Origin of the sequence: Brotaphodocola sp. (assembly GCF_050873365.1) — a bacterium.
Taxonomy (GTDB): Bacteria; Bacillota; Clostridia; order Lachnospirales; family Lachnospiraceae; genus Brotaphodocola.
On the sequence record NZ_JBNMIQ010000012.1, the window covers coordinates 1 to 16,681 of the forward strand.

The window sequence follows — 16,681 nt, forward strand, 5'->3', positions numbered from 1 at the left end:
ACTGTCTTTTCTGCGTCTTGCCTTAGGCATGGTAATTCTCCCTTCTTAATATTGTTTTGACTGGTGTTCAATATATTTGCGAATGGTCTCTGCGGATACATCCCCTATCGTCTCGATATAATAAGAGTGATTCCATAATTCCCCCTTCCATAATTTACTTCGCAAATCCGGGTACTGTTCATATAATTTGCGACCAGTAATTCCTTTCAAATATTGAACAATTAAGGACGGCGATAATTTAGGTGGCGCCGAAACAAAAAGGTGAACATGATCTCCTTCTCCTGACTCAAACTCAGCAACTTCAAACCCTTTATCAGAAGCAATGTGTTGAATCAAGTCTCTCATATAAGACTCGATCTCAGGAGTTATAATTTTTCTTCTGTATTTAACAGACCACACAATATGATAATTGATATTATACACGCAAGTTCGTGCATGTTTTAGATTATTTTTATTCATACACACAGTATAGCATTATATGCATTAAATTTCAATTTTTATTTAGTAATAGTTCTATGCATACAGTATGAATTATTATAGCAGAATGGCGCTTTCATCTCGGTCATTGAATGGCCGAGGATTCCCGCTTAGATGTCCTAAAATTAATGTACAGTTACGGATTTCATTTTAATGTTTCGGGAGAGAAAAGTAAAGAAATTTGTAGTGGAGAAATAAATGATAGAAAATAAAAAGTGTCCAGAATGGAAACAGGAAATTTGACAAAGAGAAAATAAGGACAGAAAAAATGGCGGAAAATCCTACTCAAAAAAATTGCCTTTTGGTAAATCTTTTTTATAATTGCGTGTTATAATACAGACGTAACAAGAAAGAGACAGGAAACAGAGACACATACCATTGCAGAAATGAAATGGCAGGTCTGCGGACTATCAGTATTTTGGAGGAATAGATAATATGGATACTTTAAAGGCTGAGAAAAGAGACATGTCAACAAAGGCAAAGAGACTGAGAAGAGAAGGTTATGTGACCGGAAACGTATTTGGCCATGCAATCAAGGGTTCTATCCCGGTTAAGATTGAGAAGAAAGATGCAGAGCGCCTGTTCAAGACCAAGAAGAAAGGCAGTCAGATCATGCTGGATGTCGATGGCGAGCAGATGGACGTTCTGGTAAAAGAGATTGATTATAATCCGGTAAAGGGTCAGCTTGAAGAGATTGATTTCCAGGCACTTGTAAGCGGTGAAGCTGTTCATTCTGTTGCAGAGGTTGTTCTGAAGAATGAGGCAAAGGTTGTCGGTGGAGTTGTAGAGCTGATTCTGGAGGAAATTTCCTATAAGGCAGTTCCGTCAGAGATGATTGAGACGGTTGAGATCGATGTCGGCGATATGAAGCCGGGCGATGTTCTGAAGGTTGCAGATCTGCCGATCGCAAGCAACAAGAACATTCATCTGAAGACCGATCCGGAGGCTGTCGTTGTATCGGTTGTCGCTCCTAAGAACGCAGATGTTCCGGATGATGAGGAAGCAGACGGCGACGAGAAGGATGCCAAGGCATCAAAATAAAATAATCAAGATAGAAATAAAAACGGAAGCAGGAGATAGCGCAAGCTATGTCCTGCTTCTTTTTTTATGTGTTGTATATGTATGTATATCAAGATATATCAACAAGATAAGAACATGTTGGTGCTTATAAAATCATTGCAAGTGCAAAGTTATAAACAGCTCCCCAAATAACGCTGATCAGAACTGCTACCATCAAGAGACGATTGAACAGCATATTTCGATCTTCCTCCTTCGGAGTTGATCCATCGAATGATTGATGAATGAATTTGTCGAATTTTCCGAATTTCCCGTCGGATTTTTTTGTAGATATGAGAGAACAAAAGCAAATTGAAATTTTAGTGTAAAGTTTTATAATGATACCAGAACTGTGAGATGCGAAATACATCAAATAACTCAGGGAAGATGACTCCTCAGTGACAGGTGGGGGATTGCCAGTCTTCTCAGGAGGGGAGAGCATAGGATGATGAAGAGAGACGAAGAGATGATTTTGAGAGATACGGTGATCGAGGTGGACCTCGATCGGATTGCCGGAAATATGAGAGCAATCAAGGCGATGGTTGGAGAGGATACCGCAGTTGCAGGTGTTGTAAAGGCGGACGGGTACGGTCACGGCGCAGTCGGGATTGCAAAAACGCTGATGGAAAACGGAGCAACCTTGCTGGCGGTTGCAACGCTCTCGGAGGCGATTGAGCTCAAGGAGGCATACCCGGATTATCCGGTGCTGATTATGGGACTGACGCCGGATCGTCTGCTCTCTGTCGTTGCAGATTATGGGATCATCCAGACGATCGACACGCTTCATCAGGCAGAGATTTTGAATGAGCTGGCACAGGAGCGAGGAAAGAAGGCGGTCATTCATATCAAGCTCGATACGGGATTTCACCGACTGGGATTTCCAGACACAGAAAACGGCATAAAAGAGATCGTGAGTGTCTGCCGTCTGCCTTGGATCGAGGCGGAGGGAATTTACACACATCTGGTATTGAAAGATGACGAGTCGAACAAGGAGCAGTTTGCGCGCTTTACAAAAGTTCTTACTGCGCTTGAAAAAGAAAACTGTCAGTTCAAGTATCGCCATATCGCGGACAGCATTGCCTCGGTCGATTACCCCGAGTACCGCATGGATATGATCCGCGCAGGAGCGATTATTTACGGTCTGAAGGGCTTCCACAAGGGGCAATTGGATATTCGTCAGGCTCTGACATTTAAGACGAGAATCAGCCATATTTCGGAGCTGAAAAAGGGAGAGGGAGTCAGCTATGATTTCCTGTGGACAACACCGGAGGACACAAGGATCGGCACTCTGCCGTTTGGATATGCGGACGGATATCCGAGAAATCTTCGCGGAAAAGGAATCGTGACGATTCACGGAAAACAGGTTCCGATTGTCGGCGTGATTTGCATGGATCAGTGCATGGTTGATCTGAAGGATGTTCCGGAGGCTCAGATCGGGGATGAGGTCATCATTTACGGCGATGGAAGCGAAAACACGCTGGATGTGCAGGCAGTCAGCACGCTCGCGGGGACAAACAAGAATGAGATTGTATCCCGGTTGACAAGACGTTCTCCGCGAATCTACACACACGGAGACCAGAAAACAGAAAATTGAGAAATAAAATCTAAGATAAGAAATGTTGAGTGGGAATGCCAGAAAAGACGACTGGATGACAGCGGAAAGTTGAGGGAGAAAGATGACAATCAGAGAGCAGTTGGAACATATGGAAGAGAGACAGGAGGAGCTGACGCAGATTCGCCGGACGTTTCATCAGCATCCGGAACTGGGGACGAATGAGCACTGGACTGGGGAAAAGATTCGGGAATACCTCGACCAGTGGGGAATCTCCTATGAGTTTCCGGTGGCAGATACGGGAATCGTCGCAAAGCTCGAGGGAAAGAAGGCGGTAGCCGATAATGAGAAGAAGGGAAATACGATCGGACTGCGCGCCGACATTGATGCGCTCCCGTTAAACGAAGATCCGGCGAGATCGTATTGCTCGAAAAATCCGGGAGTCATGCACGCGTGTGGTCATGATGCACACATGACGATTGCGCTCGGAACGGTAAAACTTCTCAAGGAGCATGAGGACGAGTGGAGCGGTTGCGTGAAAGTCTTCTTTCAGCCCGCGGAGGAGACAATCGGAGGTGCAGACCGCATGGTCAAGGCAGGATGCATGGAAAATCCGAAAGTCGACTATGTGCTCGGTCTTCATGTGATGCCGACGTATGAGGTCGGGGAGATCGAGATCCGCCATGGAAAGCTGAATGCATCCTCAGATGAGATTCACATTTACATTCATGGAAAGAGCTGTCACGGCGCTTACCCGGAGACCGGAGTCGATGCGATTGTGATGTCGGCGACTGTGATCAATGCGCTCCAGAGTCTTGTGAGCCGGAATGTCTCTCCGCTCAACAATGCGGTTCTCACACTCGGAAAGATTCAGGGTGGAACAGCCGGAAATATCGTTGCGGGGGAGGTTGAGCTGACCGGAACACTCCGCACAACTGATCCACAGACGAGACAGTTCTGCATCGACACGATCCGCCGTCAGGTCGAGTGCATCTGTGAGGGATACGGTGGGAGCGGAGAACTCAAAGTCGTTCCGGGATATGCGGCTTTGATCAACACGAATGAGATCGTCGATCTCGTCGCAGAGACTGCGTCAGAGATTCTCGGAAAAGAACACATTCACGAGAAAGAATTTCCGAGTCTCGGAGTCGAGGATTTCTCGTTCTTCTTGGAGAAAGCGCCGGGCTCCTTTTACCATCTTGGATGCGCAAACAAAGAGCGGGGAATCACTGCTCCTCTGCACAGCGATCACTTTGATCTCGATGAGCGCTGTCTTCCGATCGGAGTGCGGATGCAGACGGAGCTTGTGCTGAAACTTTTGACAAGAGAAAAGTGAGATGAAATAAAAAAGTCCCAGAGCCAGAGCATCAGGTGAAATTTTTTACGATGCTGATATATTCTTTTGCGTGGTAGGGAAGATAACTGCCACGCCGATAGGCAGCGACAAAGTCGACCGTTGTGCATGGTTTCCCGACAGAGAAACGCACAACGGATGGCGGTGGCTGAATGTGTTTTAAATGAGTTTCTGTGACGAATCCGCATCCGTATCCCTTTGCGACGAGATGAATCATCGCCGGGATGTTGGCAGTTTGGAGCTTGATATTTGGCGCAAATCCACTCTCCTTAAAGAGATGATCGACGGTCTGTCGTGTTCTCTGTCCCGGAATTTGCAGAATGAATTTTTCATCCCGAATCAGATTCATATCCATCCACGGAAATTTACATCCCTCTCGCGGAATTCCTTTTTCTGCGAGGGGATGATGGTCGGGCATAATCAGAAGAACTTCCTCATGGCTGATGATTTCATAGTCAATGTCAGGGCTTTTGATTGGCAGGTTAAAAAAGGCGAGATCAGTCTCACCATTCAGAATCATGCTCTCAAGCTGATTGGAGTGTGATTCTAAAATATTGAGCTGGACATTTGGGTAAAGAGAATTGAAGATCGGGAGCGTACAGGGAAGCATGTAAGTTCCGCGCATAGTGGGAAAGGCAATCTTGAGAGAACCGTGGTTGTCTTTGATGATGTCACCCATCTCCTGATCCAGCTCTTTTTTTAAATTTAAAATTTCGGTTGCTTTTGCGACATATCGCTCTCCGGCATAGGTGAGAACAAAGCGATGACCAAGCTTTCGGAAAAGTTTCTGCCCGAGATCCGACTCTAAATTTTGGAGAAACTTTGTCAGTGTCGGCTGAGTGATATACAGCGCATTGGCTGCCTTTGTGATATTCTGATATTTTGCAATCGCAAGAACATATGACAAATCTTTAAAATCCATAAAAACCCCCATCATGTATAAAGGTACTCTTGAAGAACGCATATAAGTAATAAAACGATCTGAACAATACAAATGTAGCATATTTGAGAGCGAGATTCTATTTTTTTTGAGAAATTCTCTGACGTATTATTTTGATACTATGCATTTAAACTATGAAAATAATAAAATATATGTATTTTAATAACTATTTTTTGACTGAAAATCCGTGAAAAACATCAAGAGCAGGGGGAAAATACGAAAAACTATTCTTTTAAACCATAGTTTTAATTTAAATAATGAATTGTACAAATATAAAAACATTCCCTATAATGAAATCAACGCCGGTGGATAGAGATCACAATCATAAAGGTAGAGATAGAAAAAGGAGCGAGGATTTCATGCGGGAAGAACAGTCGAATGTGACGAGAATTCCAGTCACAATCATGAGGGGCGGAACAAGCAAGGGAGTTTATATTTTAGAAAAGGACATGCCAGAAAATCGCGGAGAATGGGATGAGCTTCTTCTGAGAATGATGGGAAGCCCGGACAAGAAACAGATTGATGGACTTGGCGGTTCCCAGTCTGTGACGAGCAAAGTTGCGATTGTCGGAGCATCAAAACGGGATGATGCAGATGTGGATTATACATTCGCTCAGGTGTCTGTGGACAAGCCGATCGTCAGTTACAAGGGAAACTGTGGAAATATTTCCTCCGGTGTAGGACCGTTTGCGATTGAAAAAGGTCTGGTGAAGGGGGACAAGGAGACGACAAGTGTCCGGATTTACAATACGAACACAGATAAAATTATTTCAGAGGATGTGCAGACGAAAGAGGGAGCGGTTGTCTATGATGGTGATTTTCAGATTGCCGGGGTGCCGGGAAGTGCTTCTCCGATCCGTCTGAAATTTATTGATCCGGCAGGAACTCTTGGAAAAGGACTTTTGCCGACGGGACATGCAGTTGACATTTTGGAAGTTCCGGGATACGGTAAGGTTGAGGTTTCCATTGTAGATGTGGCAAATCCGCTTGTATTTGTGAAAGCAAAAGATTTGGGGCTTTCCGGAAAAGAACTTCCAGATGAGTTAAATGCCGATGAAGAAAAATTGAATCTTCTTGAGACGATCCGGGGACTCTCGGCAGTTAAACTTGGATTGATTGAAGATTACACGAAATCAGCGTGGGAGACACCGGGAATTCCGAAAATGACTTTTGTCGCAGAACCGGAAGCGTATGTGACTTCAGATGGAACAAGAATTGAGAAAGATCAGATTGATCTTCTCTCAAGAATGATGTCGATGCAGAAGACGCATCCGAGTTATGCGATGACAGGTGCGATGTGTACGGCGGGTGCTTCCGTGATTCCGGGAAGTGTAGTACAGCAGGTGTTAAATTCGGATGTGGATACACAGTTTATTCGCATTGGTCATCCGGGAGGAATTCTGGAATGTGGGGTAGATTACCAGAAAAAAGATAATGAGCCTGTGATTGAGGATACATTCGGTTTTCGCACGGCAAACCTTCTCATGGAAGGTGTAGCGACAGTCAGAAGATAAAGGGGGAAGAGGAGAATGATCAGAGAGTTTCTGCCACAGATTTCATTGCTTGTACTGGTAGCGGTCATTGCAGTTGGATTTATCAAAAAAATTAATATTGGATTTTTTTCGATCGGCGCAGCATTTCTGTTGATGCTTTTCGGAATGGCGGTAGATTTTCAGGTTCCTGCCGGGGAGGCAATGCGCGCGTTAAAGGCGAGCGATGTGACAAAAGGTTTTTCAAGTTCAATGTTTGTAACGCTGGTTGGAGTCACGTTCCTGTTTGGAATGGCTTCCCAGAATGGTACGCTTGATCTGTTTTCCAAGAAGATTGTGGCACTTGTCGGAAAGAGAACCTATTTGATTCCGGTGCTGATGTTCTTCCTTTCCGCATTTATCTCCGCAATCGGTCCGGGTCATATCGCAGCAGGAATTCTGATGACAACATTTGCGGTTTATCTGGCACTTGAGCTGGACATCAATCCGATGGCGACTGCGCTGTATGCAAAACTTGGAGCGAATGCGGGCTGTGCCTCTCCGCTGTCTCTGACAGGAATTCTCGCAAAAGAGCTTTCCACACCACTCGGATATGATGGCTTTTCGCTTCATCTTTTTCTGAGCACGCTTCTGTCAGGATTTGTATTTACTCTGGTTGTCTATATTCTGTATAAGGGTTATAAAGTAAAAGCGGATAACCCGATGAAACTCTCAGAGATTCCGAAGTTCAACCGGAAACAGCAGATCACAATGGCTTCCATTGTAATTATGGTTATCTGCTGTATCGGATTTAAGCTGGATACCGGTCTTTTTGCTTTCGTCATGGCAGGTGTTTTGATTTTGCTTGGTTGTGCAGATGAGAAGAAGGCGATCAAGAGTATTCCGTGGGGAACTCTGATTATGATCTGTGGAGTTGGTGTCCTCGTAAATATGATCAGTGTGATGGGTGGAATTGATCTGATTTCTGATACGCTGGCTTCCTTCATGACGGCGCGCACCGCAGCTCCGATCATGGCAATGACGTCAGGAATTCTTTCCTGGGTGAGCTCGACAACCGCAGTCGTGATGCCGACTCTGTATCCAATCTCCGCAGAGATCTGCCAGAGATTTGCCGGAGTCAATTATGTGGAGTTGATTTCTGCAATCACTGCAACTTCTTTTGCAGCAGCAATCAGCCCACTCTCCACAGGTGGAGCGATCATCATGTCCTCCTATTCCGCAGCGAGAGAGACGACAACCGAGGAGATGAACAAGATGTTCTATACGCTGTTCCTGCTGTCTGTCGGAAACGTGCTGATTAATGTTTTGATGGCAATGGTTGGAGTATTCAGTCTCGGTGGTTTATTCTTGTAAATAACTCAGAGTGGATGTCTTTTTTCTGAGTTATTTACTTCGCAAGCATTGACTTGAAAACCATATAAAGCCAGAAAAGAAAAAAGCTCCGGAGACAGAAAGAGCAATGCAAACCCGTGTGAGACGTTGGTGCTTAGACTGCGTAGTTTGCAGTCTTATGCACCGCTACGTTGCTCTGCATGTCTAGGAAGCGCCAGTGACGCTTCCGCTGACCGAACCCGGAGCGAGAGCGTGTTTGCATGCTCTGTTCTGTCGAAGGAGCTGTGACTGACTTTAAGTTGTTTTTGATTTTGTTCTGAAATTTTCGTTCAATTTATTTCGTTCAGATATATTATTCGGGTTTGTCCCTATCGAAACTTCTCAAACGTAATCGTTTTCTGATCTGCATCCATCCGGCAGAGTGTTCCCATTGGGAGCGTTCCCATCGGTTTGCTGTGACCGGAGCGGATGTGGCTCATCACCGGAACGGAGAATCTTCCGAACCAATCCTGAAGAAATTCATCAATCTTATAACTTTCATCGTAGCGGTTATTCGTGCAGTCGGTAAAGTCTCCGAGGAGAATTCCGGCTACATTCTGGAAGAGACCAGCCATCCGCATCTGTGTCAGATACATGTCGAGCGACGGGATGGACTCCTCGACGTCCTCAAGGAAGAGGATCTTTTCGGCAGTCTCAAGCTGATAGAAGGTTCCACAGGCTCTTCCGAGAAGGGAGACATTTCCACCGGCGAGCATGCCAGAGGCAGTTCCCGGACAGATGGTGTGGAATCCGTCTTCTTCCGGAGGATTCGTGAACGCGATCGGCTCCTCGCCGAGGTTCAGCGCCTTAAAGAAGCTCTCCTTTGTATATGGATCAAAATGTTTTCTCATATTCGAGCAAACCATCGGTCCGTGGAAGGCGACGAGATTGCCATACATCTGAAGCGCAGACAGGATATTTGTGATATCGCTGTATCCGACAAAAATCTTGGGATTTGCGCGGATCACATCAAAATCAAGAAATTCCATGATTTGAGAACTTCCGTATCCGCCACGCACACAGAAAATTGCATTTACTTCCGGGTCAGCGAACATCGCGTTGATGTCGTCGGCGCGCTTCTTTGCCTCTCCTGCGAGGTAGTTGTGGAAGTTGGAGAGCTTTGCAAGCTCTCCTCCAACCTTAACGTGATATCCCATCGCCTCAAGAAGGGCGATACAGTCTTTTAATTCTTCCTCTTTGATTGGAAAAGACGGAGCGATAAGACCGATGGTATCGCCCGGCTTTAACGGAGATGGAAAAACGATCATAGGTATGCCTCCAAAATGATTCGTAACTGTTCATGTTCAGTACCTTCACAGTCACAATTATTCTTTATTACTCTTTGTCTGCGTATTTCAGCAGGGTGTGTCCGATGTAAGTCTTCAGAACGTTCTGGCAGTTCGGCTTTACAAGGAGCTGTGCATTGCGGTAGTTGAGTGGGATGATCGGCATTTCATCGATCAGCAGTTTCTCAGCGTCGGTGAAGAGCTCCATTCTCTTTGTGTTGTCTGCAAGGCTTCTTGCCTCCATCAGCATGTCGTTGTACTTCTGAGCGTCATCGTTGAGCCAACGGCACTGATAATCGTTCTTTGTCAGGGTAAAGCACTCAAGGTTCGTGCTTGCGTCCGGATAGTCGCCTACCCAGCCATCGTAGCAGATATCAAAGTTTCCGTTTCTCTGCTCATCCCAGTATACCTTGGACTCGTAGGTTGTGATCTCTGCGTTGACACCGAGATTGTCCTTCCACATTGCCTGCATTGCCTGAGCCATATCCTTCTGCTCCTGATCGTTCTGGGTGATCAGGGTCAGGGTCGGGAAACCTTCGCCGTTCGGGTATCCTGCCTCAGCCATCAGCTCTTTTGCCTCGTCAACATTCTCCTCAAACAGGTTGCCGACGGTGTCGCGGAAGTCCTTGTCAGAACCCTCGTAAGTGATTCCGTGAGGAACAAATGCATAAGCCGGTTCCGGCTTGGAAGCCTCGATTGTCTGGGTGATGACTTCACGGTTCAGAGCCATGGAGAGTGCCTTTCTCACGCGGGCATCAGACAGATAATCCTTGGAGCAGTTGAAATCATAGTAACGGGTTCCGATCAGGTCATAGGACTGAAGCTCATCGCTTCCGTCGTACTGGGTACGAGCCTGAGTTCCGAGAATTGCGTTGTCGAGGACATCGACCTCACCGGCATTGTAAGCGGAGAGAGCAGCCTCTGCGGACTCGATGAAGATGATGTCAACACCGTCGAGCTTGACGTTCTTTGCGTCATAGTATTCCGGGTTTTTCTCAAGGATGTAGCTCTCCTGCGGATTGATTTCCTTCAGACGGAAGGCACCGTTGCAGACATAGGTGTCAGCGGACTTTGTCCACGGGGTAGAATTCTCAACGACATCCTTCTTCGTCGGGAAGTATACGGTTACTGCGGTCAGATCCGGGAAGTAAGCGGTCGGATTCTCAAGCGTAACCTCAAGGGTCTTGTCATCGACTGCCTTGACACCAACCTCATCTTCGGTTGCATTTCCCTCGTTGTAAGCCTGTCCGTTCTTTACATAGTAGAGGTAAGCAACACCCGGGGATGCGGTCTCCGGATTCAGCGCACGCTTCCACGCGTACTCGAAATCGCCTGCGGTCAGGTCAGAACCATCCGACCATTTCAGACCATCGCGGAGTGTGAAGGTATAAGTAAGACCATCATCGCTGACTTCATACTTCTCTGCACATCCATTGATCAGTTTTCCATCTGCGCCGACCTGCATCAGACCGGTGAAGAGGTTCTGAAGGACGGAGGAAGAAGTGGAGTAGTTGTTCATGTTCGGATCGAGCGTCTCCGGCTCTTTGGACATGACATACTTGAGGACTTTTCCGTCCGCGGAGGAATCCGTTCCGGCAGATGCGGAAGCGGATGTTTCGGTACCACCGGCGGAGGAAGCGGAACCAGAGTTTGAGTTACCGCCACAGCCGGTCAGTGCGGTTGCCATTGCCACACTGAAGAGAAGTGCACACAGACTTTTTTTCATAATCGTAACCTCCTTGATTTACCGGATTTTCCGGCATGATTTGTGATGAATGATTCATGAGTTTCCGTAACGTTTCCGTTGACTCTTTGACTTTGCGTTACGGTTTCATAATCATTTATATAGATGACAGGCAACTTTATGCTTGTCATTTATATTTTGAAGAACTGGTTTTTCCTTTGCGCAGATGTCTTTTGCATAAGCGCATCGGGTTCTAAACGGACATCCGGACGGCGGATCGATCGGTGAGGGCACATCGCCCTGAAGGATGATTCGCTTGCTCTGCGAAGCTCGAATCGGATCTGCGACCGGAACCGCGGAGAGCAGGGATTTCGTGTACGGATGCATCATATTGTCATAGAGCTCATCCACCTGTGCATATTCCACGAGATTTCCGAGGTACATCACGCCGACTTCCGAGGAAATGTGGCGAACCATTGAGAGATCGTGGGAGATGAAGAGATAGGTGAAATGGAATTTCTCCTGAAGCTCCTCCAAAATGTTAATGACCTGAGCCTGAATCGAGACGTCGAGTGCCGAGATCGGCTCGTCGCAGACGATGAACTCCGGCTCTGCGGCGAGTGCGCGGGCAATGCCGATTCGCTGTCGCTGACCGCCCGAAAACTCATGCGGATAACGATTCAGATGATCGGGTTTTAATCCAACCATCTCGATCAGTTCCCGAACGCGATCCTCGCGATCCTTGCCCTCGTGGAGCTTTAACGCCCACATCGGTTCGGCAATGATGTCGCGGATATTTTTTCGCGGATCGAGGGAGGTGTAAGGGTCCTGAAAGATCATCTGCATCTTTTTTCGGTAAGGTTGCATCTGCGCATCATTCAGATGAGTGATGTCCTCGCCGTTAAACAGAATCTTTCCTCCCGCCGGATCATACAGGCGAAGAAGAGCGCGTCCGACGGTGCTTTTACCGCAACCGGACTCTCCGACGAGTCCCATCGTCTTTCCCTGTGCGATTGAGAACGAAACTCCATCGACGGCTTTTAGGTAGCGGGGCTTTGAGAAGATCCCGCTTTTGAGTTTAAAATGAATCTTGAGATCCTGCGCTTCGATGCAGGTCTTTTCTGTCAAGTTTGTGTTTGCTGTCACCTGTTCAGACATCGGTGTCATACGAGTTTCACCTCCCCGAGTTTTGCTTTTACGGATTTATGGTGCAACCAGCATGCACTGTTGTGGTGTTCGCCGAGAGGAGCGAGCGGTGGCTGGTACTGTCTGCAAACCTCCATCGCGTGAGGGCATCTAGCCGTGAACGGACAGCCCTTCGGCGGATTTAAGAGATCCGGCGGGGTGCCGTAAATCGGAATCAGTTTTTCTTTCGTCTCTTTTGGAATCGAGGCGAGAAGACCGGCTGTGTAGGGATGACCGGTTCGATAGAAAATATCTTCGATCGAGCCCTCCTCCATCACAAGTCCGCCGTACATGACGAGGACGCGGGTGCAGATGCTTGCGATTACGCCAAGGTCGTGGGTGATCAGAATGACGGAGGTTCCGTACTCCTCCTTCATGTGAGCCATTAAATCAAGAATCTGTGCCTGAATCGTCACATCGAGGGCTGTCGTCGGCTCATCTGCGATCAGAAGCTCCGGTTGACAACACATCGCGATTGCAATCATCACTCGTTGGCGCATACCGCCGGAGAGTTCGTGAGGAAACTGTGCAAGGCGCTTTTCCGGACTTGGGATGCCGACATCCTCAAGCATCTTGAGGGCGCGTGCCTTTGCCTCTTTTTTGGAGAGTTTCAAATGGCGCATCAGCGGGTTGCAGAGCTGTTCCTCAACCGTAAAAAGTGGGTTTAAGCTCGTCATCGGGTCCTGGAAAATCATGCCGATGCGGTTGCCCTGAATCGAGCGCATTTCCTTTGCCGTTTTATGTAGGAGATCTTCGCCGTTAAACAGAATTTTGTCTGCTTCGAGATGAGCATTATCTGCGAGAAGGCGCATGATCGAGAGCATCGATACGCTTTTACCGCAACCGGACTCTCCGACGATTCCAAGGCTCTCTCCGCGATTTGCATGGAAGCTGATGCCACGGACTGACTGTACGATGCCGGCGTCAGTCTGAAAGCTGGTTTTTAAGTTTTTGACTTCTAGTAAGGTTTCACCTGTTTTTTCACTCATAGTTTTTCCGCCTATCGCCTATTCTATCGTTTGTTTCTATTTCTCTGTTTGTACCAGTTCGAGTTTTTTCTTTTTTCTCTCTTTTTCTTTTCTGTTTTTTCTTGGTGTTCTTTTTTGTATTTTTTTCTTTGGCGTTTCTTTTTTCTTTTGTCTTTTCTTTTGGTGCGTTTTATTTCTTCAGTCTCGGGTCGAGCGCGTCGCGCAGTCCGTCACCGATGAAGTTCAGAGAGAAAATCGTGATACTGATCGCGCTTGCCGGGAACAGCATCATGTACGGGTAAGAGAACAGGTACTCGATCGCGTCGTTTGCGAGAGTTCCCCAGCTTGCCATCGGAACCTGAATGCCGATTCCAAGGAAGCTTAAGAAGGCCTCCTGGAAGATTGCGGACGGGATCAGGAAGGTGACAGTCACGATGATCGATCCCATGCTGTTCGGGATCAGATGATGGATCAGGATCTGCCATTTGCTCAGTCCGCAGACTTTTGCGGCGAGGGCGAAATCCTGCTCGCGGAGTGTGAGAATCTGGGCTCGCACCATGCGCGCGGTCGTGATCCAGTAGGTCAGGCACATCGCGATCAAAATGCTCTGGATGTTGTTTCCGAGGAACATCATCAGAAGAATCATGTAGATCAGACTCGGGATTCCGGTCAGGATATCCACGATTCTCATCATCACGAGGTCAACCATACCGCCGAGGTAACCGGCGATTCCGCCGTAGAGAACGCCGATCACCATGTTGATTGCGGCAGCGGTAAATCCGATTGTCAAACTGATTCTTGCTCCGTACATTGTGCGGACGAAGATGTCTCGTCCCATCTTGTCGGTTCCGAACAGGTGAAGGGCACTCGGCCATTCAAGCGGATGGGCGAAATCGGTCTGATCATAGGTATATGGGGAAAACATCGGGACAAAGATCGCTAACAGCGTCATGATCACGAGAACCGTGAGTCCGAGCATTGCGAGCTTGTCCTTTTTTAAGCGCATCCAGCACATTTTCCAGTAGGAAACACTTGGACGGCTGATCGTCTCTTTCTCACGTTCCGAATCAGAAAGCGGGGCAAGTAGAGTCTCCGGAATCTCATCAGTCATGGAAAGAGAGTGGGTTGGTTCATTTGGTTCAATCGTCGGCATCTTGGAAGATCCTCCTTTTTCTCGATTTTCGCGGATTGTTCCGCTTTTCGCAGTCGTGTTTGTTCTTTTTTTCTCAGTGATTCCGTGTCACTCAGTATGAGCTAGTCTTACTCAATATGATTCAGTCTTACTTAGTATGACTCGGTTTTACTCAGTGATTTTTACTCTCGGGTCAATGACTGCGTACATGATATCTACCACAAGGTTGCAGAGGATAATCATGGAACCAAGGAAAACGGTCAGTCCAAGCACAACGGAGTAGTCGCGGTCTGTGATTGCGGACACGAAATAGCGTCCGAGACCGGGAATACTGAACAGTTTTTCAATGATGAAGGTTCCGGTTAAAAGGCTTGCTACCATCGGTCCAACATAAGTTACAACGGGAAGAATCGAGTTTTTCAGTGCGTATTTTCCGATTACCTGAAACTCAGGAACGCCTTTGGAGCGCTCGGTGCGGATGTAATCCTGACGCAGAGTCTCGAGCATGCTTGAGCGCATCAGGCGGGTGATGTAGGCAATCTGTGAGAATGCCATACAGAAAACGGGGAGGATGTAGCCCTTCCAGGATTTCAGTCCATAGGATGGGAAAATCTTCCATTTCTCACAGAACAGATACATCATCAGAACACAGATGACGAAACTCGGAACGGAGACACCGATCGTTGCAAAGACCATCGAAAATCCATCTGCAAGTTTGCCTCGCCGGACAGCTGCAATGATTCCGAGCGGAATTCCGACAATCAGAGCGGTGCAGACTCCGAGGGCACCGACGCGGGCAGATACCGGAAATCCGGTGGCGATCAGCTCATTGACGGTGGTATCCTGTTTTTTAAATGAAATACCCATATCTCCGTGGAGCAGGTTGCCGATGTAACGTCCGTACTGGACGATCAGCGGGTCATTGAGTCCGTACTTGTCTGAGATCTGCACGAGAATTTTCTCAGGGACGTTTCGCTGTTCAGATGGGCTGAACGGGCCACCCGGAATGACATGCATCAGAAAGAAGGTGATGGTTACAAGAATGAACAGAGATACGATTCCTGCTGTGAGACGTTTCAGAATGTATTTTGCCATAAGAATCCCCCGATTTCTTTGAGTATTTGTAACTGTTCAGCAGGTCTGCGAACTTGCTACGCTGACCGTAAGAAAACATAGGTTAGAAGGCACTGAATAGTTACGAGTATTTTCTGTATGATCCGGCAATGCTAGTTGTGATAATGGCAGGTTGCGCAGATGATACAAAAAAAGGCAATAGCTGAGAAAGCCTCACGCCATTGCCAGGATATATTATTAATCATTATACTACCGTGATTTAGAAAGTCAAGTGCACTGAGTTGCCTAAATTTCAGAAAGATTGCATAGAAAAATGATTAGCTGACTTAAAAAAGAAAAGCGGGAAGTCAGAACATTGACACGGAGGAGAACGTTCACTTATACTATATAGGTTGTTCTGTTCTTTTGGGGGACAGGAAGTTGCTGTTTGTGCAACGCGTGAACAGTAACGACAGGGAGAGTGAGGGGGAAACGAAATGGATGTATTTTTTCTTATGGAAATGATCGGAACAGTGGCGTTTGCCTGTTCGGGAGCGATGGTGGCAATATGAGAAACGTCTCGATCTTCTGGGAATCATCGTGCTCGGTGAGACGACTGCTGTGGGAGGAGGAATGATTCGTGATATTATCATTGGGATTCATCCGCCGGCACTGTTTGTCGATCCGATCTATGTGATTGCGGCTTTTGTGTCGGTGATGGTGCTGTTTGTGGCAGTCAAATATTTTTACCACTCGGCGGATATTCTGGAATCTCCGATGTATGAGGCGGTGTTGAATCTCCTCGATGCGATCGGGCTTGGTGCATTTACGGTTGTTGGAATTGATACGGCAGTTGGAGCGGGATTTGGAGATTATAAGTTTCTGATGATCTTTCTCGGAGTTATCACCGGAGTCGGCGGAGGAATCCTCAGAGATATGATGGCAGGTCAGACACCGGCCGTGCTGAGAAAACATGTCTATGCGTGTGCGTCGATTGCTGGGGCAGTCTGCTATGTGGTTCTGATGAATTATATCGGAGAGGGCGGTGCGATGGTTGTCAGCGCGATTCTGGTGACGGTGATCCGTGTGTTGGCACGTCATTATAAGTGGAATCTGCCGAGAGCGCTTTAAGG

General features: G+C 47.2%; 13 protein-coding genes and 1 pseudogene. 6 read left to right on the plus strand and 8 right to left on the minus strand.

The features are described from left to right. Nucleotides 1–45 precede the first annotated feature (45 nt). The gene (gene tnpA / locus ACR0QT_RS07575; protein WP_432630221.1) at nucleotides 46–459 is read right to left on the minus strand and encodes an IS200/IS605 family transposase; all 414 of its coding nucleotides are present in this window, start codon (nucleotides 457–459) and stop codon (nucleotides 46–48) included. A 453-nt stretch (nucleotides 460–912) separates the two neighbouring features. Between tnpA and ACR0QT_RS07580 the strand changes: the two genes are divergently transcribed. The 3 genes from ACR0QT_RS07580 to ACR0QT_RS07590 all read left to right on the plus strand — a co-directional run bounded on the left by ACR0QT_RS07580 (nucleotide 913) and on the right by ACR0QT_RS07590 (nucleotide 4,421). Continuing rightward, the gene (locus tag ACR0QT_RS07580) at nucleotides 913–1,518 is read left to right on the plus strand and encodes a 50S ribosomal protein L25 (protein WP_432630222.1); all 606 of its coding nucleotides are present in this window, start codon (nucleotides 913–915) and stop codon (nucleotides 1,516–1,518) included. Nucleotides 1,519–1,978: 460 nt separating this feature from the next. After that, nucleotides 1,979–3,127 (plus strand): alanine racemase, encoded by a 1,149-nt coding sequence (alr, locus tag ACR0QT_RS07585; RefSeq protein ID WP_432630223.1) that lies wholly within the window; start codon nucleotides 1,979–1,981, stop codon nucleotides 3,125–3,127. Between the two features lie 82 nt (nucleotides 3,128–3,209). Further along, nucleotides 3,210–4,421: a M20 metallopeptidase family protein gene (locus ACR0QT_RS07590; protein ID WP_432630224.1), complete on the plus strand. Its 1,212-nt coding sequence runs from the start codon at nucleotides 3,210–3,212 to the stop codon at nucleotides 4,419–4,421. 31 nt (nucleotides 4,422–4,452) lie between these two features. On the opposite strand, the gene ACR0QT_RS07595 is transcribed toward ACR0QT_RS07590, so the two are convergent. Further along, nucleotides 4,453–5,361: a LysR family transcriptional regulator gene (locus ACR0QT_RS07595; RefSeq protein ID WP_432630225.1), complete on the minus strand. Its 909-nt coding sequence runs from the start codon at nucleotides 5,359–5,361 to the stop codon at nucleotides 4,453–4,455. Nucleotides 5,362–5,738: 377 nt separating this feature from the next. On the opposite strand from ACR0QT_RS07595, the gene ACR0QT_RS07600 reads away from it, so the two are divergent. Next, nucleotides 5,739–6,893: a 2-methylaconitate cis-trans isomerase PrpF family protein gene (locus tag ACR0QT_RS07600; RefSeq protein ID WP_432630226.1), complete on the plus strand. Its 1,155-nt coding sequence runs from the start codon at nucleotides 5,739–5,741 to the stop codon at nucleotides 6,891–6,893. A gap of 15 nt (nucleotides 6,894–6,908) precedes the next feature. Next, nucleotides 6,909–8,222, plus strand: a complete 1,314-nt coding sequence (locus tag ACR0QT_RS07605; protein ID WP_432630227.1) for an SLC13 family permease — start codon at nucleotides 6,909–6,911, stop codon at nucleotides 8,220–8,222. 347 nt (nucleotides 8,223–8,569) lie between these two features. Here the strand turns inward: ACR0QT_RS07605 and ACR0QT_RS07610 are convergent, their stop codons facing one another. From ACR0QT_RS07610 to ACR0QT_RS07635, 6 genes are all read right to left on the minus strand, one after another. Beyond that, nucleotides 8,570–9,508 (minus strand): S66 peptidase family protein, encoded by a 939-nt coding sequence (locus tag ACR0QT_RS07610; RefSeq protein ID WP_432630228.1) that lies wholly within the window; start codon nucleotides 9,506–9,508, stop codon nucleotides 8,570–8,572. 67 nt (nucleotides 9,509–9,575) lie between these two features. Beyond that, nucleotides 9,576–11,252 carry a peptide ABC transporter substrate-binding protein gene (locus tag ACR0QT_RS07615; protein ID WP_432630229.1) on the minus strand — a complete coding sequence of 559 codons (1,677 nt, stop codon included), beginning with the start codon at nucleotides 11,250–11,252 and terminating at the stop codon, nucleotides 9,576–9,578. Nucleotides 11,253–11,363: 111 nt separating this feature from the next. Continuing rightward, nucleotides 11,364–12,368 carry an ABC transporter ATP-binding protein gene (locus ACR0QT_RS07620; protein WP_432630278.1) on the minus strand — a complete coding sequence of 335 codons (1,005 nt, stop codon included), beginning with the start codon at nucleotides 12,366–12,368 and terminating at the stop codon, nucleotides 11,364–11,366. A gap of 5 nt (nucleotides 12,369–12,373) precedes the next feature. Beyond that, on the minus strand, nucleotides 12,374–13,384 hold the full coding sequence (locus tag ACR0QT_RS07625) for an ABC transporter ATP-binding protein (RefSeq protein ID WP_432630230.1): 1,011 nt from the start codon (nucleotides 13,382–13,384) through the stop codon (nucleotides 12,374–12,376). A gap of 169 nt (nucleotides 13,385–13,553) precedes the next feature. Then, on the minus strand, nucleotides 13,554–14,516 hold the full coding sequence (locus ACR0QT_RS07630) for an ABC transporter permease (RefSeq protein WP_432630231.1): 963 nt from the start codon (nucleotides 14,514–14,516) through the stop codon (nucleotides 13,554–13,556). A gap of 147 nt (nucleotides 14,517–14,663) precedes the next feature. Continuing rightward, nucleotides 14,664–15,590, minus strand: coding sequence for an ABC transporter permease (locus tag ACR0QT_RS07635; RefSeq protein WP_432630232.1), 927 nt, complete (start codon nucleotides 15,588–15,590; stop codon nucleotides 14,664–14,666). Between the two features lie 455 nt (nucleotides 15,591–16,045). Between ACR0QT_RS07635 and ACR0QT_RS07640 the strand changes: the two are divergent. Continuing rightward, nucleotides 16,046–16,679: pseudogene (locus ACR0QT_RS07640) on the plus strand (trimeric intracellular cation channel family protein). The last annotated feature ends 2 nt before the right edge of the window (nucleotides 16,680–16,681 follow it).